Source organism: Streptomyces sp. NPDC101234 (genome assembly GCF_044767525.1).
In the GTDB taxonomy this organism is placed as follows: Bacteria; Actinomycetota; Actinomycetes; order Streptomycetales; family Streptomycetaceae; genus Streptomyces; species Streptomyces sasae.
The window spans coordinates 135,640-154,393 of record NZ_JBIWOA010000018.1 but is presented as its reverse complement, the minus strand read 5'-3'; the positions used below and the strand labels follow the sequence as shown (position 1 = coordinate 154,393).

The window sequence follows — 18,754 nt, the reverse complement described above, 5'->3', positions numbered from 1 at the left end:
GATGCGCACAGTGACCGGCCATGGACTGCAGGGGGCGGCGCCCCATACGGGCGCCGCCCCCTGCACGTCAGGAACGGGTCACATCACAGGGCCGCGGTCGTCTGCTCCCCGGACCCGCTGCCCGCCAGCCACGCGCTCCAGTCCAGGTTGAAGTCGGCGTAGCCGTTGTCGGCCGGGGCCTTGCCGCGGGGCGATCCGGTGATGGTGACGGGGTCGCCCTGCTTGACCTGGCTGTAGAACCACTTGGCGTCCGACATGGACAGGTGGACACAGCCGTGCGAGCCGCGCGCGCTGCCGCTGCCCGGGTAGGGGTCGCCGGTCGAGTAGTGCACGTAGGTACCGGACTGCGTCAGGTGGATGTCCCAGGGCAGCGTCAGGTCGTAGTAGTTGGGGCTGCCCTTGTCGCAGCTGATGCCGACGCTGCAGGAGGTCATGTGGACCTTCTCCTGCTTGTCGATGACGGCCATCGTGCCGTCCCAGGTCGGGTACTGGGCGCTGCCCGCGTTGATCGACAGGGTGCGCAGCGTCTGGCCGTTGCGGGTGACCTTCATGGTGTGGCCGGTCACCGAGACGTCGGCGCGCACGTCGTCGCCGACGGTGAAGGTGTGCGTGTAGTTGTGCACGCCGTAGCGTCCGTTGCCGTTGGCGACGCCCGTCATGTCGGCGTCGATCCGCACCTTGGTACCGGAGGGCCAGTAGGTCTTGGGCCGCCAGTCGGCGCGCTGGTCGCCCATCCAGTGCCAGGCGCCGGCAACCTGCTGCGAGGCGCTGACCTTCATGTGCTTCTCGACGGTGGCCCGTGCCTTCGCCGCCACCGGGTTGGTGAAGATCACCGAGATCGGCATGGCCACGCCGACCGTGGTGCCGGTCTGCGGCATGATCGTCTCCAACAGCATCGGCGGGCCCGCGGGCTTCGTGGGCGAGGGCGAGGCGCTGACACTCGGCTTGCCCGATGCCTTCGCGTCGTCCTGCCCGCCCGCGCTGTTGCCGCTCTTACCCCCACCGCAGGCGCTCACGCCCACCAGCATCGCGACCATACCGAGTGCGATTCCTATGCCGCCCTTGCGCCGTCCCACGCCCTGCCTCACTCTTCTCGTTCGTTCCACTCTACGGTCCCGATCTCTACGGTCCCGAAGGCCCCCACTTTCTGTGGGACCACGCCGACATGGGTCGCGGTTCCGTGCGGCGCGTAAAGCGTGGATCAAGAATCGGGTACGCAGCTTCGGGCCGGGTCGGACCGTGTGCGGCCGGTCGTCGTCCCGGCCGAGCTCTTGAGGTGTGCGACGGCGCACTTTCCGATCCATTCGCGCCACCCCGCGCTCCTGTAATGCTTCATCATCTCCTGGGTAAAGATCCCACGGTCAGCTACACGCACCGCGAACCGCCCCGGCCGACTACGGCCGCACCCCTGGCGGACAACGACCGTGCCAGAGACCATGGCGCCCTGTTCACACCACGGCGACCCGCGAGCCGCCGCCGCCCCGGATGACCGGCGCCACCGCATTCCCCCGATGCGATCCTCCGATGCCTTCCTTCGAAGCCCTTCTTCGAAGCCTTCCCTCGTTGCCGTCCTTCGTTACCTTCCCTCGTTACCTTCCCTCGATCCGAGCGCCGCACGGCGTGCGGTGGTTCGAACCGCCCTTCCCCCGCACGTGGTCCGTCGCACGCCGGGCCCGGGCCCCAGCAGGAGGTGCCGACATGTCCCACGACTCCCCCGAGTTACCCGCGGCCCAGTCCTCGTACGACCGCCCCGTCCCGGCCTGGTCGAGCACTCAGGACCTGGCCGGCGCCCACGGGCCGCATCCGCGCTCCGGCGCCCATCGCACGCTGCGGCTGCTGCGGCGCGCGTACCGGTGGCACCGGCGCGTGGCGGCCGTCGCCGCACTCGGCTACTTCGTCGCCTTTCTCACCCTGACCGTCAAGGCCCCCGCCCTGATGGCCCGTCCCGGCCCCGGCGGCCTGCCGACCGGGCTGGTCCTGGCCCTGGCACAGATCCCCGTCACCTGGCTCGCGGTGCTCCTCTACGAGGCCACGGCGCACCGCTTCGTGGATCCCCTGGCGCGCCGGGCCCACCGTCAGACGCGGGTGCCCGCCCCGAACCGGGAACAGACGCCGTGACCGGGTTCAGCGGCCCCGCCCAGTCCTGGTCGCTCGTCGCGTTCTGCTCGGTCGTCGCCCTCACCCTGCTGCTGTGCGTGCTCACCGGCCCGGAGGCGGACGACCTCGCCGAGTTCTACACCGGTTACCGGTCCCTTTCGCCGTTGCGCAACGGGCTCGCCATCGCCGGTGACTACATCTCGGCCGCCACCGTCCTCACGATCGGCGGGATCATCGCGCTGTGCGGCTTCGACGGCATCGTCCTGGCCCTCAGCGCCCTGCTGTCCCTGCTGTTGCTGATGTTCCTGCTGGCCGAACCCCTCCACAACACGGGCCGTTACACCATGGGCGACGCGCTCGCCCACCGCCATCCGGCACGCTCCGTACGCGTCACGGCCTGTCTGGTCACCCTCGCCGCGCTCGTCCCGATGATGGTCGTGCAGCTCGCCGGGGTCGGTGAACTGCTGGCTTACGTCCTCGGGTTCAGCGACGCCGCCATGAAGGAGGGGTGCGTGGCCGGGGCCGGTGTCCTCATGATCAGTTACGCGGCGCTGGGCGGAATGCCAGGCACCGCGCTGGTCCAGATCTTCAAGACCGTGGCACTGCTCGGCTCCGGGCTGGTCGTGAGCTTCCTGATCCTGCGCATGTTCGACTGGCAGCCCCAGGCGCTGTTCCACGCGGCGGCCCGGCAGAGCAGGGCGGGGCCCGCCTATCTGACCTGGGGGCTGCAGTACTCCAGCAGTCCGCATCCCGCCCTCGACATGGCCAGCACCCAGTGCGCCGTCGTGCTGGGCGGTGCCTGCCTGCCGCATGTGACCATGCGGATGTACACCGCGGGCACTCCGCGCCAGGTCCGTCGTGCGATGTCCTGGGCGGTCTCCTCGGTGACCCTGTTCATCCTGATGCTCACGCTGATCTGCACCGGTGCGACCGCGCTGGTCGGCCACGACCGCATCACCGCCGCCGACGCGCACGGCACGACCGCCTATCTCCTGGGCGCCCGCGCCGCGTTCGGCACCGAGCTGTCCCGGCCGGAGAGCCTGCTCTTCGCCACCGTCACGACCGCCGTGTTCCTCACCCTGCTCGCCTCCGTCGCCAGCATGACGCTCGCCTGCGCCAACACCCTCGCCCACGATCTGACCGCGTTCCGCGCCACTCCCCCAACGCCGTCCCGGGAACTCGCCCTCGCCCGCTGCTGTGCGCTGGCCGTGGGAGTCCCCGCCGTCCTGCTGGCCGTCCTCGCCCAGCGCCGCAGTCTGCAGCCCCTGGCCACCGTCTCCTTCACCCTCGGCGCGTCCGCCATCGCACCGGCGCTCCTCTACAGCCTCTTCTGGCGCCGGTACACGCGCAGGGCGCTCCTCGCCACCCTCATCGTGGGTTCCCTGAGCGTCCTGGCCCTGACCCCCGGCACCACCCTGGTGTCCGGAACGCCTCTGTCCGCGTTCCCCGACGCCGACTTCGCCTGGTTCCCCTACAACACGCCCGCCCTGGCCTCCGTACCCGCGGGTTTCCTCGCCGGCTGGCTCACCACCGTCCTGTCCGGCAGACGAGCCACCGACCGCGAACGCAGCCGCTACGAGTCCCACGAGCACCACCTCCTCACCGGCACACCCCCACAGCACTCGCCTTAGGTAGGCCGATCCGACAGGTTGGCGACGCGGGGAGATCTCATGAGCGGTGGTGATCAGGGCGCATTGCTAGAGCTCGTAGTCCTGGGCCAGTTCCTCCCAGTGGATGCCGCGCAGCGCGGGATCGACATCCTCGCCTGACGGAACGTCGGGGACGGACTGGTACCAGACCACGGCGAGAGCGGAGCGGTGCAGCACCGGGTCGAGCTCGGGGGCGACCGCTGTCGAGTGGAAGAGGCCGATACATGTCACGGCCGGCAGTACCTCAACGGGTCCGAAGGGGCCGGCGCTCTCGCCCGGGTACTCGCGGGAGGGCGGAACGAGATGAACCGGCACTGCGGAGAACACGCGCTCCGCCTCCCGCCGGCGGCCGCTGACCTTCATGTCGTTGATGCGCTTGCACGGGTAGCCCTCCAGCATCTCCCCGTACGTCGACGACATCCGCAACTCGGTGAGCTCGATCGAACGACCGGACGACAGGAACACGTGGCTCAGCGGCATTCCGCCACCCTATGGGCATGATCCGCCTCCGATGCGCGCCTTGGCCGGCGCCGAGCTCGGTAGCCCACGCCGCCACCGTGGTTCACGTACATGAACCTTGCACACGTCTATGTACACGCCAGACGCCGACATGTAACACTCCCCCAACTCCCGTGCACCACAGTCCAGTTGGAGAGGCAGGCAGTCATGTCCATCTCCCGGCGGGCCGTGCTGGCCGGCGCAGGCGGCGCCGCAGCCGCCTACAACTCCGCGCCCCAGCCCGCACAAGCCCAGACGCAGGCCCAGACACCGGCCGACCAGGTGCCGGCCGCCACCGCGCATCTCCTCGCCGCCGCGGCCGACTACGCGGCCGACAAGATCCGCGCCGTCGCACCCGGCGTGAACGGGTTCCCCGTCGCCACCAGGTTCGAGAAGTGGGTCTACTCCCAGGACGGCGACTGGGTCGGCGGATTCTGGCCCGGCGCCCTGTGGATGTGCTGGCTCCACACCAAGGACGACTTCTTCCGCACCCTCGCCCTCGACTCGGCCGGAAAACTCGCTCCCCGCCAGTACGACACCACCACCCACGACCTCGGCTTCCTCTTCACCCCCTCCTGGGTCACCGCATGGCGCCTGACCGGTGACACCGCCTGGCGCGACGGCGCCGTCCAGGCCGCCCGCTCGCTCAGCCGCCGCTACAACCCCCGCGGCCGCTTCCTGCGCGCCTGGGGCGCACTCGGCACCCCCGCCAACGCCGGGCGCATCATCATCGACACGATGATGAACCTCGATCTGCTCGTCTTCGCCACCCAGCAGACCGGCGACTCCACCTATCTCGACATCGCCGTCGAACACGCCAGGACCACCCAGCGCCTCTTCCCCCGGCCCGACGGATCCACCCCGCACGTCTACGACGTCGATCCGTCGACCGGCACCCCGGTCGGCCCCGGAAGCGTCCAGGGCTACAGCCCCACCTCCTGCTGGGCCCGCGGACAGGCCTGGGGCATCTACGGATTCACCACCCTCTACCGCCGCACCGCCGACTCCGAGTTCCTGGCCACCGCCTCCCGGCTCGCCGACTACGCGACCAGCGTCCTCACCCCCGACCACATCCCCGTCTGGGACTACCGTGCACCCCAGCAACCCCACGACATCAAGGACGCGTCCGCCGCAGCGGTCATGGCCTGCGGGCTGATCGACCTCGCCGCCGCGACCGGCCACCGCGCCTACCGCACCACGGCACTGCGGATCCTGACCGCGCTCACCCAGACCTGCCTCACCGACAAGTCCTCCCGCGCTGATGCCGTCGTCGCCCGCTGCACCCGCAACCGCCCCGCCGAGGACGGCATCGAGGTCTCCCTGCCCTACGCCGACTACTACCTCCTCGAAGCCATCCTCCGCATCCTCCGACCCCACGACCTCCACGACGCCATCGACCTCACCACGCCCTAACCCGCCACAACGATCGAAGGAACCGGCTGGTGATCATCGTGTTGCCATATGCAACTCGTTGCCTTGGTGAACAGCACCCGAGAGCGCCCCGGGTGGAAGGTATGCACGAACGGTGACGTTATAGCGGGAAGGGGGGACGGCATCGTCACCACGGCAGCCCCCGCACCGCAAAGGCGTCCCCTCATGAGCTCTGACGAACTCACCGACCGCGCCCACAAGGCCATCGCCAACCCGATCACCAGCGACGACGGCTTCGACATCCACGAGGCTCTGCGTGACGTCCTGGCCTCAGCCGGCCTTCAACCCGCCGACAGCGGCGGAAAGATCACCTTCATCGGCGGTGATCCGATCGTCCCGAGCATCATGCGCCTCGGCGCCGTCCCCGCCGTGGGCCTGACCGCCAAGTCCGTCGCGCTCGCGGCGCTCTGGAGACACCGGGGCGGCGAGGGCCAGGACATCACGATGGACCTGCGCAAGGCCCCGCACCGGCTGTGCCCCTTCTACGACAAGAGATGGGAACTGCTCGGCGGCTACCCCGGCGGCACGCCCTCGGACCCCGCCAACCCTCTCGGCTTCGACTTCTACCGGACGCGCGACGGCCGCTGGGTCATGCCGCTCAATCCCTACCCGAAGATCAAGAACGGGGTGTACCAGCTGCTGCGGGCCTGGCCCGAGCAGCAGGCCGTCGCAGACGCCGTCGCCCAGTGGAACGCCACCGACCTGGAGCAGGCCGGCGACGAGGCCGGCGTGGTCATGCCGATGCTGCGCACCACCGAGGAGTTCCTCCGGGAACCGGCCTGCGAACACATCGTCCGGGAACCACTCATCAAGATCGAGAAGGACGTGAGCGCGGGCCGTTGGCACGATGCGGAGGTACTGGCGCTGCTCGAGCGCTCCGATGCGATCGTGCTCGGCTGCCCGACGCTGATGGGCAGTGTGTCGGCGGTGTTCAAGGCGTTCATGGAGGCGGCGTTCACGCCGTTCACGACACAGGCGTGGAAGGACAAACTGGCCGGCGTATTCACCATGTCCGCCTCGCAGAGCGGCGACAAGCTGACGGTGCTGGAGCAACTGGCTCTCTTCGCCGCGCAGTTGGGCATGCAGTGGATCGGCGTGGGCGACATGCCGGGCAACAACTGGAGCGGTGGCGACCGCGACGATGTGAACCGGCTGGGCTCGTGGCTGGGGCTGATGAGCCAGAGCCACGCCGACGAGGGGCCGGAGCACGCCGGTTCGCGCGGCGACCGGATCACCGCGCAGCGGTACGGCGAGCGGATCGCCCGGCTGACTCAGCGTTGGGTCAACGCAGTGCCGTACGAAACGCCCCGGATGACCGAACACGAGGCTCGCGCCCTGTCGGCCTCCCTCAGGGACACGGACGGCGCACCGGCAACACTGGGTGCCGGTTTCTGAGCCCGGGTCCTGAGTAACCTCGGGGCCACGCCGGCTTGGTGTCCGAGGTCACCAGTTGGGCCGGGGCGGAGTTCTGTTCGTCGGCGTGCCGCTCCAGGGTCGGGTGAGACAGCTCCTCGACGGAGTCCCGGTCGGCATTGCCCCTCAGTAGCACTTCGGCGGGGTTGCAGCAGTTGACGTTGCCGGTCAGCGGTTGTCCAACTCCCGTACTCTGTCGGGCATGAACGCGGACGGCTGGTTGGCAGACACCCGGACCTCCTACGACACCGTCGCAGTCAGCTATGCCGACTGCATTCGCGGGGCTCTGGCCGGGGCACCGTACCTTCGAGCGGCTCTGGCGTTGTTCGCCGACCTGGTGCACACCACCGGGGGCGGGCCGGTGGCGGACGTGGGCTGCGGCCCGGGACACGTCACCGCCCACCTGCACGAGTTGAGTCTCGACGCCTTCGGTATCGACCTTTCACCCGTGATGATCGACGTGGCTCGGCGTGACCATCCCGGCCTGCGGTTCGAGGTGGGCTCGATGACGGACCTCCGACTTGCCGACGAGTCTGTCGCCGGTCTGCTCGCCTGCTGGTCGCTGATCCACATCCCCGACGATGCGGTCCCCGCGGTCTTCGGTCAGTTCCGGCGGGTGTTGCGTCCCGGCGGACCGCTACTGCTCGGCTTTCACGTCGGCACCGAGTCGCGACTGAAGACGCAGGGCTACGGCGGTCACCCGATGAAGGTCCACGTCCACCGCCGCCGGCCTGACCAGGTCGCGGCCTGGCTGCGCGATGCCGGATTCACGGTTGAGGCCCACATGCTGACCGACCCCGACGAGAACGTGCCAGGGGCACTCCTTTTCGCGCGTCGCCCGCCTCGCAACAGCGAACCGCACTAGGGCTGACCCGCAGTGCCCGATGTCACGGGGACGCGGCGGGGCCGCCGGTGTTGCTCTGGTGCCGGGTGCCGGTGGCGGCCCAGCTGGCCAGGAGCTGGAGCCGGTCTGCGTCGGGGGTGCCCGGCTGGGCGGTGTAGATGGTCAGGGAGTGCACCTCAAGGGTGGAGATCGGGAGGTCCAGCGGCTGGTAGGTGAGTTCCAGGGGGCCGACGTCGGGGTGGTGGAAGCGCTTGACGCCGCCGTGGTGGACGCGCACGTCGTGGGTGCCCCACAGAGTGCGGAACTCACCGCTCACGGTGGACAGTTCTCCGATGAGCTCGCGTAGACCCCTGTCGTTGGGACAGCGGCCCGCCTCGGTTCGCAGCAGAGCGGTGGTGACGTCTGCGGCGCTGTCCCAGTCCTCGACGAAGTGGCGTGCTCCCGGGTCGAGGAAGTAGTAGCGGGCGAAGTTGACACGGCCGCGTCCGTCCACCGTGGGGCTGTTGAACATGGGGGTGAAGAGGGCGCGGGTGAGGGCGTTGGTGGCCACGATGTCCAGGCAGCCGTTGGTGACGAGGGCCGCGGACAGGGTCATGGAGTCCAGCAGCCACTGCACACGGGGCGGGATGTCGACGGCCTTGCGGCGCCGGGGCGTGCGGTCGGCCGACTGCGCGGTCCTGGCCAGGTCGAACAGGTAGGTGCGTTCGTCCTCGTCCAGGTGCAGCGCGCGGGCGACGGCGTCGAGGACGTCCTCGGACACGCCGCTGATGTGTCCCTTCTCCAGCCGGGTGTACCACTCGGTACTGACTCCGGCCAGGACGGCGACCTCCTCGCGCCGCAGTCCGGGGACACGGCGTCGGCTGCCGCTGGGCAGTCCGGCCTGCTCCGGTGTGATCTTGGCCCGTCGGCTGACGAGGAAGTCCCGGATGTCGGCGCGGCTGCCGCCCGTCTGGTTCATGCCCTCCACGGTAACGGCGTGCCACGACGTAGGGAGGTTGACCTTGTCCCCCCGACAAGCCCGACCTTTCCGCCCGCGGAAGGGGAGGTCTGCTGGACGTGCAGGCGCCATCGACCCCATGGATCATGAACTCGGAAGCGGCTCGGACCTGCAGCGATGCACCTGGCGCGGCCATCGGCGCCCCCGATCAGCACGAAGCAAGGAGACGCAGACATGCGTGGAGTAGTGATGTACACCGCCGGGGACGTCCGGGTGGAGGAGCGCGAGGATCCGAAGATCATCGAGCCGACCGACGCGATCGTGAAGCTGAGCGCGACCTGCATCTGCGGGTCGGACCTGTGGCCGTATCGCGGCGTCGAGCCCGTCGACCACACGCTCATGGGGCATGAGTACGTCGGCGTGGTCGAGGAGGTCGGTCCGGAGGTGAAGAACGTCCGGGTCGGAGACTTCGTGGTCGGTTCCTTCGTGATCTCCGACAACACGTGCGAGATCTGCCGGGCCGGGTTCCAGTCCAAGTGCGTGCACGCCGAGTTCGTCCACGCGGGGATCGGCACCCAGGCCGAGAAAGCCCGCATCCCGTACGCCGACGGCACCTTGGTGGCCACTCCGGGGCAGCCCGACCCGGAGCTGATCCCCGCGCTGCTGGCCGCCTCCGACGTGCTGGGCACCGGCTGGTTCGCGGCCGTCGCCGCCCAGGCCGGACCGGGCAGGACCGTCGCGGTCGTCGGTGACGGCGCGGTCGGGCTCATGGCGGTCCTCGCGGCCAAGCAGCTGGGCGCGGAGCGGATCATCGCCATGTCCCGGCACCCGGAGCGGCAGAAGCTGGCCCGCTACTACGGCGCGACCGACATCGTCGAGGAGCGTGGCGAGGCGGGCGTGGAGAGGATCAAGGAGCTCACGGACGGGCTCGGCGCGCACTCGGTCGTCGAGGCCGTCGGCACCCAGGAGTCGTTCATGCAGGCTGTCGGGGCCACTCGCGGCGGCGGGTACCTGGGCTATGTGGGCGTCAACTACGACGTCCGGATTCCCGGCATCCAGTTGTTCTTCGCCGGCATCCACACCCTCGGCGGGCCCGCCCCCGTGCGCCGCTTCCTGCCCGAGCTGATCCAGCTCATCTGGGACAGGAAGATCGACCCCGGCAAGGTCTTCGACCTCACCCTCCCCCTGGAGCAGGCTCCGGAGGGCTACAAGGCGATGGACGAGCGCCGCGCGACGAAGGTCCTGCTCACCCTCTGAGCACCAGACCGGCAGCCCCGCTCTCGCCCTCACCCCGACTCACGGACGGAGCAACCGAGCACATGGCACTGATCTTGGTGACGGGAGCCTCCAGCGGGCTCGGCCACGCGAAGGCGACCGCGCTGACCGCAGGCGGGCACGACGTGGTCGTCCACGCCCGTACCCCTGCACGCGTCGCCGCGCCGGCAGGAGGGGGCCGGTGGGCGGGCGTGGTCACCGGGGATCTGGCTGGGCTGGGCGAGATCCCCGGTGTTGCCCGGCGGGCCGCCGCGTTCGGCCGCTTCGACGCGGTCATCCGCAACGCCGGCACCATGCACACCCCCGAGGCGGCCACCGTCAACACGATCGCGCCCTATCTGCCGACGGCCCTCATGGACAGGCGGCCCGCCGCCGCTGCCGTAGCCGCCGGCCCCGGGTGTCCCGGCTCATCTACCTGAGCAGCTCGATGCATCGGGGCGGTTCCACCGGCCTTGCGCCGTTGGCCGACGGCACGGCCTCCTACAGCGACAGCAAGCTGTGGGTGACCGCCTTGGCCATGGCCGTCGCGTCTCGGTGGGAGGGGACGGCCGCCCAGGCCGTCGATCCGGGTTGGGTGCCCACCCGGATGGGCGGCCCCGGGGCGACCGACGACCTGACGGCCGGCCACCAGACCCAGGTCCGGCTGGCCACCCACGACGACATCACGCCGCCCACCGGCGGCTACTGGTACCACCAGCGCACCCAGGACCCGCACCCGGCCGCGCGCGACCCCGAGTTCCAGGACCGGCTCCTGCAGGCCCTGGAGGAGCGCACGGGGGTGCGGCTCGACTGACCGGCGCGGCGCCCCGCCGGCCGGGGGTCAGTTCCCCTTGCCGGTCTCGGCCGAGGTGATGCCCGGACTGGTACGCCGCATGGCCTGATACAGGGCGGCATCCTCCGGCGGGTCCGGCAGCGGGCCGCGGGCGGGCGTCCTGAAGGCCTGGATCATCCACGCGACCGGGCGGCGCCAGGCGTCGGGGGCGGCGTCGCCGGTGGCGCTCAGGACGCCACCACCCTGACCACCCCGAGCGCGACCGAACCGGCACACGTGCAGCACAGGATGGACTTCCAGCTCTACGGCGCCATCGCTGCCACCCAGGTGGTGCTGCCCGCGATGCGCCGGGCCGGTGCCGGCACCCTGCTCTACACCACCGGCGCCGGATCCATCGACCGGGTACCGCAGGTCGGCAAGGTCAAGGCCGCCGACCCCGGGCAGACCGCGACCGACTTCACCGGCGGTCTCGGACACAGCGTCACGGAGGGCGCCGAGTCCATCGTGACCCTTGCGACGATCGGCCCGGACGGGCCGGCGGGGCAGTTCATCGACCGGTCCGAGAACCGCCCATGGTGAAGCTGCCCTGACCCGGACCGACGACCCGCCGGGACCGTCGAGGGACGACGAGCGAGGAGGTCGGGGTCGCGGGCACCAGCGCAGTCGAGATCCGCAGCAGTGAGGACAGTCCAGGGCGCCGGTTCGGAGCCGCCCGACGTCAACGGGCGGCCCGCTTCGCGCACCAAGCCCCGCCCCGCCCCGCCCAGCCCCGCCCCGCCTCGCCTCGCCTCGCCTCGCCTCACCGAGCAGATCCGGACGTCACTCCCTAGGCCTGGGCGGCCGGTTCCAGTGCCTCCACCGCCGCGGCGGCCGCGGACGAGTCCTGGCCGTAGAAGATGTCGATGTCGACCTCCTCGCCGCCCATCGTCAGCGTGTCCCACGCGCCGCTGAGGACCAGCATGCGCAAGGTGGCGGGCTGGAGTGTGCGCAGCCGGTCCAGGATCGCCTCGTCGTCCGGCATTCCCGGCAGGCGGGGAGCGAGGCGGGAGCGGATGGCCTGCATACGCTCCAGCAGCGTCTTGGTGTCCGCCTCGCGGTCGGGTTCTTCGGGGATCCCGTCGATGCCGTGGCCGATGATGTCCTTGATCGCCCAGGTGACGCCACGGTCGTCCGTGGTGACCATCGCCTTCCACGCCCGGCTCTTGTGCCGGTACTGCAGCATCGACATCGCCGCCTCGTGGCGGAGGAAGTCCGCGTCCCTGAACGACCTGCCGTTCCACGCCCCGTTGAGGGAGCGGGCCAGGGAAATGGCCGAGGCGAGACCGCTGTTGAGGCCGCGGCCAGGCCAGAAGTGGATCGCGTTGGCGGCATCACCGAGCAGGAAGCCGTAGGTGCCGGGCGAGTTGGCGGTGGGGGGCAGCAACTCGGCCGAGAAGCGGGGCCGTTGCACCATGTCCAGCCGGAAGCTCGTCACCGCCGACAGGTCGTCGGACTCGACACCGAACAGCAGCAGGCCCTCACGGACCCGGCGCCACAGCGGGGAGCCCTTGACCAGGGCGGGCAGGAACAGCGTGCCGTGCGTCGAGCACTGGAAGTCGCCGTACTCGTCGCGGTTCATCAGGCACGGCCGGGAGGCGATGCACTCCTCGAAGACGCGCCGGACCGGGTCCAGGCCGATGACCTCCGCCGCCTCGGCGTCGGTCAGCCGCATGTTCAAGAAGCCCTCGCCGCGCAGCGAGTTGAGCAGGAAGCGGTTCTGCGCGACCGTCATCAGCACCGCCATCGGGTCGGGCAGGCCCGACTTGACGCGCAGGCCGAGGACGACGTCCTGCAGATGGCGGCCGTCGAGGGAGTAGATCGACTCGTCGGCCTTGCCGAACCGGGCAGCGAAGTGCTCCCGGGTACGTGACCGGCCGCCGTCACAGATCGCGAGGACGTGCTGGGTGGCGAGCGCCTCCTGCTCCTCCGCCGCGTCGAAGCGGGCGGGAATGAGGCGTATCCGGTCCCGCTTCTCGTTCGCCAGCTCCAGCAGCCGGTCCTCGATGTAGGCGATGCGCATGTTGCGCGGGCTGTGGTCACCGACGGAGTCCGGGCCCGAGGGCCACATCTCCGTGTAGTGCTCCGGGTCGAAGAGGCGGTTCTGTACCTCTTCCGGCCACGCCAGATACTGGCGGCTCTGTACGGTGACCACCTGCTGGCGCCGTACGTTGCCCTCGTCCTGGCTCTTCCAGACGACGGTGCGACCCTCCTTGCGCCACCTGCCGTCGTAGACGGTGATCTTCACCTGGGATCCGAGGAAGTGCTCCAGCAGCAGCGCGAGTGACAGGCCGACGGGGCCTCCGCCGGCCACGGTGACCCGCAGGACGGGCCCCTGCTCCTCCGGACCGTGTGTCACGGACCGGGGCAGGGAGAGCGCCATCAGCGTCTCCATGGCGTCCGCCACTTCGAATCGGAACTCCTGGTCGCCCAAGGAGATCTCGTCACCGGGCTGCAGCAGACGGGACGTCACCTCCTCGCCGTTGACCAGGGTGCCGTTGCTGCTGTCCAAGTCACGCAGTACGTAACCCTCGTCCTCGTCGAAGACGATCTCCGCATGGAAGCGGGAGACGCTCAGGCTCGAGATGACGACCGTGTTCTCCGAGTTACGTCCGAAGGTGACGCGGGTGTCCAGGACCGGGATGCGCTCCCCCGCCAGCAGACCTTCGAGTCCGACCAGCACCGGTGCCACGGCACTTCCTTCCAGGAGTGGTTGATCTCAACATCACTGCGGCACCACCGGAAACTGCCACCCACGTCCGCGCCGGACGGCAGCCAACCGGCGGAACAGCGACTCGCTTGACATGTTGTGCAACCACGAAGCCGATCAGCCACGGCGGCAACACGGTTCGTGTGGCGACGTCCGGCTCTGTTCGCCAACCGCCCCCATTGGGGAGCATATAGTTGCTTAGCTAAGTATTTCCAGTGCACGCTTCGATGCAATCCGGTCCAACCTGGCGGAACTTCGTCGGCATTCGGCCAGTGGTGCACGTCGGAACGAGGGGTACCGCCCGGCCGGGTCCGTGACCGTGACCTCCGAGAGCCGTGACCGCCGAGATCTGTGGCCAAGGACATCCGAGGGCCACCGCACCGAGGTCGGTCCGGGATGCCGTCCCGGAAGGCCGCCGAGGAGGCCACCGGAACGCCCGCTTTCAGGCCGCCTTGGGCCGAGCGACATGGACCGCGGGCTCGCCGGGCTGTGCGCTCGCCCGGTCGTCACTCTCCCCCGACATCACCCGTACCCTGCAAGAGGCGGGCGGCGCCCTGCCGATCGGGTCGGCGATGCCGGCCGCGGGACGACTGCGGGAGTCCCTCGCGGCCGCCACCCGCAGCAATGAAGAGACCTGGCCGTCGGCACCGGTCGTCGCGCTCTTCGCGGCGGCGACAGTACCAGCGGCGGCCCTGCTCATGCGGGAACCGCGGGCGGCCGCGCCCTCGCGCGCCGGCATAGCGACGGTGTTGCAGTGATCGGTTCCGTCTTCCAGCGGCGTGTCACCGATGCGATGAGCGGTGAGCTCGCGTCCGGACTCGACGACATCCTGCACATCGGGGTGACAGCCGCGGACGTCTGCGCGGTGGTCGCTTTGCCGCCGATTCGGCGGGGAGTCTCGGTGCGGGAGACTGCGGTCGAGGTGGTGCCGGATCGGGCCGACGGGGCGAGGACGGCCTGAAGCCGCGGGTCGGGCGGCTGCCCGCCCGGCCAGCGGCTTCAGTCGAGCGGGCGGTATCAGCCGCCGTAGCCGTCCGAGCGCTTGCGGTGCAGGGTGAACTTCTCGAAGACCGACAGTTCGCCGTGCGGCTTGTTCACGTTGTAGTACGTCACGTGCATCCGCGTGGTGTCACCGACGTGCCGGCCGGGGTCGACGGTGAAGGCGGCGAAGCCGTAGGGGTGTTCGACGTCCCGGACACCCACCCACACGGCCTGCTCCTTCACATAGGTGGAGGTGCGCTTGCCGTTGGAGCCGGCGGTCGCCGACACGGCGGTGATGACCTTGGCCGTGCCGTCGGTGAAGAACTTCTGGTTCGTGGTTCCCGAGACGCCGCCGCCACCGAGGATCATGTGCACGGTGCCGAGGTCCGCGTCGATGTCGTCGGTGGCCTGGGAGACCGGGTTGGGCGTCAGCGTCTCGCTGCCGGTCACCACGCCGCGCACGGCCAGCGAACGCTCGTAGTTGTGCTCGTGACCGCACAGCACCAGGTCGACGCCGTAGCGGTCGAACAGCGGGCCGTACTTCTCGCGCAGGCCGAGGTCCGCACCGTTGGCGTCCGAGGAGCTGATCATGACCTGGTGCATGGCCACGACCACCCAGTCGATGTCACGCGAGGAGCGCGCCGCCTTCAGTTCCTTCTCCAGGAAGGAGAGTTGGCGGCCGCCGGAGTAACCGCTGATGTAGACGTCGCCGCCGTCCTGGAGGCAGTTGTCGTCGTTCTGCAGCACGATCACCCGCACCGAACCGGCCGTGAACGCGTAGTACAGGCCCGCGAGTTCGGCGTCGGTCTCGGTGGAGGGCAGGGAGAAGTAGGTCTGGTAGGCACCGAGGCCGAGCGGGCCGTTGGCCTTCTCGATCTCGTGGTTGCCGGCCGCCGGCATCCAGGGCCGGAAGCGCGCCGAACGGGTGTTGTTGGTGAAGAAGTTGTTCCAGGTCCGCACCCGGTCGACGTCGAGGTTGGCGTAGCAGAGGTCGCCGTTGAGGAGGTGGAACAGCGGGGCGACCTGCTCGATGCCGGTGACGATGTCCTTCGTCGCGGGGGTGGAGTTGGCGTCCAGGGCGACCGTGCCGTCGGCCGCCCAGGTCACCTGCGGGGCGGACTGGTCTCCGAAGCTGGTGAAGGTGACCGGCCGGCGGCCGTGCGGGGCGGTGCGGAACGTACCGCTGTCGGGGGTCGCGCCCTCGTGGGTGGCGAGGTAGAGGTAGTCCGTGTCCGGGGTGAGCCGGTTGAGCAGGGCGTGGTGGACGTAGACGGTGCGGTTGGAGGTGCCGTCTACGTAGGTGACGGTGCGGGCGGCGGCGCAGGAGCCGAAGCCGTGCTCCAGGGTGCCGTAGTGCACGACGGGCTTGGACACCGGCTGGTCGGTGATCCACGAGACCGTCATCTGGGTGCGCGGGTCCGCCCCGAAGGTCAGGTGCAGGCCCTGGACGGGGGGAGCGCCGGTGGCGTCCGCGGTGAGGTGGAAGGCCGGAGCGTCGAGCGGCGCGGCCTGCGCCGTGCCCGCCCCGATCAACCCGGTGGCGGCGGCGCCCGCCCCCGCGGTGCCGAGCAGGCCCAGCGCGTGACGGCGGCTGAGCCCCTCCGATGCCTGCGCGGATCTGTCCTCTGTCGACTCTGATTGTGCGGTCATGGCGCCCTCCCGACGAGCAGCTGTGCTGACAACGACCGCACCCTGGCCCAGCCCAACTGCTGCCACATGAACACCACATGACCACATGGCCACCACGGGTCGGGCAAGGGACCGACAAGACCGACACATGCCCGTGCCTTTACCAGCAGCCGCCCCGCGCTTGACCGATCCCAGGCGGCGGCCCCGCGAGCTGTCCACGTGGCTGGACCGCACCGCCGGATATGCCCAGGCCTGCGACACCGGCGCCCAGTCGGCACTGCTGGAACATATGAAGGCCACGGACACCGCCGCGGACGTCGAGAGCATCCGCGCCACGCTCGGGGCCGGGAAGCTCAGCATCTACGCGCACTCCTACGGCACCTGCGTCGCGCAGGTCTACGCGAGCGCGCTGGCCACCTTCGAGCCGTCGATGTCCACAGGGGTGCCGGCCTTGGCGCCCCAGGTCCGGCAGGGCGCGTTGAACCAGGTGTTGCCCCAGGTGGTCGAGGGGGCCAGGGCGGCGGCTCCTGGCTGCGGCGCGACCGGCGGCCGCAGCACTCGGGTTCCCGATCTCCTCACGCGCTTCAGAACCGGATCAACCGAGGCCCGCTCGATCGGCCCTGCCTGAGGACACTTCTTCACCTGCGGGCGGCGCGTCGGAGTCCGGCGTCTCGATGTCCCGGATGAGGGACGCCGTGGCGACGAAGGAGGCGAGGCCGCCGGCGAGGACGGAGCCGATCTCGCGGACGAACGCGAATCCTGACAACCGGGTGCGGGTGCGGAAGAGTTCGGCGAACCGCACGGCCTGCGGGGCCGGCATGGCGGGGTATGCCAGGCCGAGCCCCACGACGATGCGAAGTCCCCAGCCCCCGACACGGTTCCTCGGCAGGCATGGGCAAGCCCGGCCAGGGCTATCCGGGGACGTCGGAGGGGTCGACGCCGGCCAGGTCACAGCTCGCGTCCCACAACCGCGCGGCCACCGAGGGGGCAGCGACGTGGTTCCACACGGGTTCGGGCCGAGGCTCGCCGCGCAGACCGAAGACGCGCGGTCCCCACAGTTGACCTCCGCGCACGGACGGGTCGAGCACCGCCCGGACCGCGGGCCACGCGCCGGCGTGCTTGCCCTGGACGAGGAGGGCCGCAGGTACCGCACTCAGCCGTGCGCCGACAGCTCGCGCCTGGACGGACGGCCGTGACGGGGTGAGGGAGTCCAGCGCGCCTCCGGGATGGACCACCACGCTCGCCACCGTGCTGCCGACAGCGCGCAGGCGTCGGTCGAACTCGATGCCGAAGCACATCTGCGCCAGCTTGGAGCGCCCGTAGGCGCGCTTGGGCCGGTAGTCCTTCCGGGACTGCAGATCACCCAGGTCGAGCCGCTCCGACTTGGCCGCGAAGCTGCCCGTGGTGACCACGCGGCCCGCCGGTGCGGCCGAGAGCAACGGCATCAGCCACCGGGTCAACGCGAAGTGCCCGAGGTGATTCGTGCCGAACATGAGTTCGTGACCGTCGCCCGTCTCCCTGCGCGGCGGGTCGTCGAGTGCGACGCCGGCGTTGTGGACCACCGCGTCGAGGCGTTCCAGTCTCAGCGACTCCACCGCCGCTTCGAGCGAGGAGAGGTCGGCGAGGTCCAGCCGTACGGCCCGCACGCGCGCGCCGGGGACATGCGCACGTATCGAGGCCATGGCGGTCTCGGCCTTCGCAGGATCACGGCTGCCGAGTACGACGGTCGCTCCGGTCGCCGACAACTGCTCCGCGACGAAGTAACCGATGCCGGCGTTGCCACCGGTGACCAGGAAGACGTTGCCATCGGAACGCGGCAACCGTTGGACATCCCAGGGCAGGGCGGCGGAGATGGACGGCATGACGGCGACGCTCCCTTGCTGTCGGAGGCGGTGGGGATCACGGCTGCTCCACCGAGCAGCTCGGCATCCACGCTTCCAGCGAGCACCGACAGACGGCCGATGGATCACCGACAGGTTCCGGCAGACGGCCGACATCACGCCGACATGTCCCCAACCCGGCCGCGGCACCGGGCTGCCGAACATCTCGGCCAACCGGAGCAATTGAGTACAGGCATGCGCAGCGGCGACCGGGATCGAGCCATCGATTGTCCAGCCTCTCGTGAAGCCGTAGTACGCCGTCCCCTGTGAGCCGGAGCCGCCGGGATCCCGCCCGCGACAGGCTCAGGTCCGTGCCCGGCACGGAGTCGTGGAGAACCTCTCCCGCAACGAGATGAACGCGCTGATCGACCGGGCAGGCGGACGCTCCTCCTCCAGCGTCCCCAAGACGACCACGCGCGTCGTCGCGGGCGAGTGCGCGGGCTCGAAGGACTCTGCTGCTTGATTCGGCTGGGTGAGTGCGCGGGTACGGCATGATCGCCTCTGTGGCTCTGGTCGCGTCGTGGGCCGCAGGGGGTGGCGTGCATGTCGTTGCAGCCGAAGGGGCTGCCTGAGATCCCGGCACAGACCGTGGCGGTCGCTCG

21 protein-coding genes are annotated in these 18,754 nt (G+C 70.0%); 13 read left to right on the top strand and 8 right to left on the bottom strand.

Annotated features, from left to right (window positions below; genetic code table 11):
* Positions 1-83: 83 nt before the first annotated feature.
* Positions 84-1,028 (bottom strand): Ig-like domain-containing protein, encoded by a 945-nt coding sequence (locus ACIRR9_RS30570; RefSeq protein ID WP_403758483.1) that lies wholly within the window; start codon positions 1,026-1,028, stop codon positions 84-86.
* A 670-nt stretch (positions 1,029-1,698) separates the two neighbouring features.
* Between ACIRR9_RS30570 and ACIRR9_RS30565 the strand changes: the two genes are divergently transcribed.
* Both ACIRR9_RS30565 and ACIRR9_RS30560 read left to right on the top strand, forming a co-directional pair.
* Positions 1,699-2,118 (top strand): DUF485 domain-containing protein, encoded by a 420-nt coding sequence (locus tag ACIRR9_RS30565; RefSeq protein ID WP_365347354.1) that lies wholly within the window; start codon positions 1,699-1,701, stop codon positions 2,116-2,118.
* Positions 2,115-3,728: a cation acetate symporter gene (locus ACIRR9_RS30560; protein ID WP_403758299.1), complete on the top strand. Its 1,614-nt coding sequence runs from the start codon at positions 2,115-2,117 to the stop codon at positions 3,726-3,728. The genes ACIRR9_RS30565 and ACIRR9_RS30560 overlap by 4 nt, the downstream gene beginning before the upstream one ends.
* A 66-nt stretch (positions 3,729-3,794) precedes the next feature.
* Here ACIRR9_RS30560 and ACIRR9_RS30555 read toward each other — a convergent pair whose 3' ends face one another.
* Positions 3,795-4,226 (bottom strand): hypothetical protein, encoded by a 432-nt coding sequence (locus tag ACIRR9_RS30555; RefSeq protein ID WP_403758297.1) that lies wholly within the window; start codon positions 4,224-4,226, stop codon positions 3,795-3,797.
* Between the two features lie 186 nt (positions 4,227-4,412).
* Between ACIRR9_RS30555 and ACIRR9_RS30550 the strand changes: the two genes are divergently transcribed.
* The 3 genes from ACIRR9_RS30550 (at position 4,413) to ACIRR9_RS30540 (ending at position 7,953) form a co-directional block, all read left to right on the top strand.
* Positions 4,413-5,657 (top strand): glycoside hydrolase family 88 protein, encoded by a 1,245-nt coding sequence (locus ACIRR9_RS30550; protein WP_403758294.1) that lies wholly within the window; start codon positions 4,413-4,415, stop codon positions 5,655-5,657.
* Between the two features lie 183 nt (positions 5,658-5,840).
* A complete protein-coding gene (locus ACIRR9_RS30545) occupies positions 5,841-7,070 on the top strand; it encodes a flavodoxin family protein (protein WP_403758291.1) in 1,230 nt (409 codons plus the stop codon).
* Between the two features lie 220 nt (positions 7,071-7,290).
* Entirely contained in the window at positions 7,291-7,953 is a 663-nt protein-coding gene (locus tag ACIRR9_RS30540; protein WP_403758289.1) for a class I SAM-dependent DNA methyltransferase, read from the top strand.
* Between the two features lie 22 nt (positions 7,954-7,975).
* Here ACIRR9_RS30540 and ACIRR9_RS30535 read toward each other — a convergent pair whose 3' ends face one another.
* Positions 7,976-8,890: a helix-turn-helix domain-containing protein gene (locus ACIRR9_RS30535; RefSeq protein ID WP_403758286.1), complete on the bottom strand. Its 915-nt coding sequence runs from the start codon at positions 8,888-8,890 to the stop codon at positions 7,976-7,978.
* A gap of 213 nt (positions 8,891-9,103) precedes the next feature.
* Between ACIRR9_RS30535 and ACIRR9_RS30530 the strand changes: the two genes are divergently transcribed.
* The 3 genes from ACIRR9_RS30530 (at position 9,104) to ACIRR9_RS30520 (ending at position 10,937) form a co-directional block, all read left to right on the top strand.
* The gene (locus ACIRR9_RS30530; RefSeq protein ID WP_403758284.1) at positions 9,104-10,126 is read left to right on the top strand and encodes a zinc-dependent alcohol dehydrogenase family protein; all 1,023 of its coding nucleotides are present in this window, start codon (positions 9,104-9,106) and stop codon (positions 10,124-10,126) included.
* A 62-nt stretch (positions 10,127-10,188) separates the two neighbouring features.
* Positions 10,189-10,563: an SDR family NAD(P)-dependent oxidoreductase gene (locus ACIRR9_RS30525; protein ID WP_403758281.1), complete on the top strand. Its 375-nt coding sequence runs from the start codon at positions 10,189-10,191 to the stop codon at positions 10,561-10,563.
* A 41-nt stretch (positions 10,564-10,604) separates the two neighbouring features.
* On the top strand, positions 10,605-10,937 hold the full coding sequence (locus tag ACIRR9_RS30520; protein ID WP_403758278.1) for a hypothetical protein: 333 nt from the start codon (positions 10,605-10,607) through the stop codon (positions 10,935-10,937).
* Positions 10,938-10,964: 27 nt separating this feature from the next.
* Here ACIRR9_RS30520 and ACIRR9_RS30515 read toward each other — a convergent pair whose 3' ends face one another.
* Positions 10,965-11,192, bottom strand: coding sequence for a hypothetical protein (locus tag ACIRR9_RS30515; protein ID WP_403758276.1), 228 nt, complete (start codon positions 11,190-11,192; stop codon positions 10,965-10,967).
* Here ACIRR9_RS30515 and ACIRR9_RS30510 point away from each other — a divergent pair, their 5' ends adjacent.
* The gene (locus ACIRR9_RS30510; protein ID WP_403758274.1) at positions 11,193-11,495 is read left to right on the top strand and encodes a hypothetical protein; all 303 of its coding nucleotides are present in this window, start codon (positions 11,193-11,195) and stop codon (positions 11,493-11,495) included. It begins immediately after the preceding gene.
* Between the two features lie 247 nt (positions 11,496-11,742).
* Here ACIRR9_RS30510 and ACIRR9_RS30505 read toward each other — a convergent pair whose 3' ends face one another.
* Positions 11,743-13,644: an FHA domain-containing protein gene (locus ACIRR9_RS30505; protein WP_385683116.1), complete on the bottom strand. Its 1,902-nt coding sequence runs from the start codon at positions 13,642-13,644 to the stop codon at positions 11,743-11,745.
* Positions 13,645-14,114: 470 nt separating this feature from the next.
* Here ACIRR9_RS30505 and ACIRR9_RS30500 point away from each other — a divergent pair, with 470 nt between their 5' ends.
* Together ACIRR9_RS30500 and ACIRR9_RS30495 are read left to right on the top strand one after the other, a co-directional pair.
* Positions 14,115-14,420, top strand: coding sequence for a hypothetical protein (locus tag ACIRR9_RS30500; RefSeq protein ID WP_403758270.1), 306 nt, complete (start codon positions 14,115-14,117; stop codon positions 14,418-14,420).
* Entirely contained in the window at positions 14,417-14,623 is a 207-nt protein-coding gene (locus ACIRR9_RS30495; RefSeq protein WP_403758268.1) for a hypothetical protein, read from the top strand. The genes ACIRR9_RS30500 and ACIRR9_RS30495 overlap by 4 nt, the downstream gene beginning before the upstream one ends.
* Positions 14,624-14,679: 56 nt before the next feature.
* Here ACIRR9_RS30495 and ACIRR9_RS30490 read toward each other — a convergent pair whose 3' ends face one another.
* On the bottom strand, positions 14,680-16,293 hold the full coding sequence (locus tag ACIRR9_RS30490) for a purple acid phosphatase family protein (RefSeq protein WP_403758265.1): 1,614 nt from the start codon (positions 16,291-16,293) through the stop codon (positions 14,680-14,682).
* A 160-nt stretch (positions 16,294-16,453) separates the two neighbouring features.
* Between ACIRR9_RS30490 and ACIRR9_RS30485 the strand changes: the two genes are divergently transcribed.
* A complete protein-coding gene (locus tag ACIRR9_RS30485; protein WP_403758262.1) occupies positions 16,454-16,900 on the top strand; it encodes a hypothetical protein in 447 nt (148 codons plus the stop codon).
* Here ACIRR9_RS30485 and ACIRR9_RS30480 read toward each other — a convergent pair.
* On the bottom strand, positions 16,868-17,092 hold the full coding sequence (locus ACIRR9_RS30480) for a hypothetical protein (protein WP_403758259.1): 225 nt from the start codon (positions 17,090-17,092) through the stop codon (positions 16,868-16,870). The genes ACIRR9_RS30485 and ACIRR9_RS30480 overlap by 33 nt on opposite strands.
* Before the next feature lie 91 nt (positions 17,093-17,183).
* The gene (locus tag ACIRR9_RS30475; protein ID WP_403758256.1) at positions 17,184-18,134 is read right to left on the bottom strand and encodes an SDR family NAD(P)-dependent oxidoreductase; all 951 of its coding nucleotides are present in this window, start codon (positions 18,132-18,134) and stop codon (positions 17,184-17,186) included.
* A 346-nt stretch (positions 18,135-18,480) separates the two neighbouring features.
* Between ACIRR9_RS30475 and ACIRR9_RS30470 the strand changes: the two genes are divergently transcribed.
* Positions 18,481-18,615, top strand: coding sequence for a BRCT domain-containing protein (locus ACIRR9_RS30470; protein WP_403758253.1), 135 nt, complete (start codon positions 18,481-18,483; stop codon positions 18,613-18,615).
* Positions 18,616-18,754: the final 139 nt, after the last annotated feature.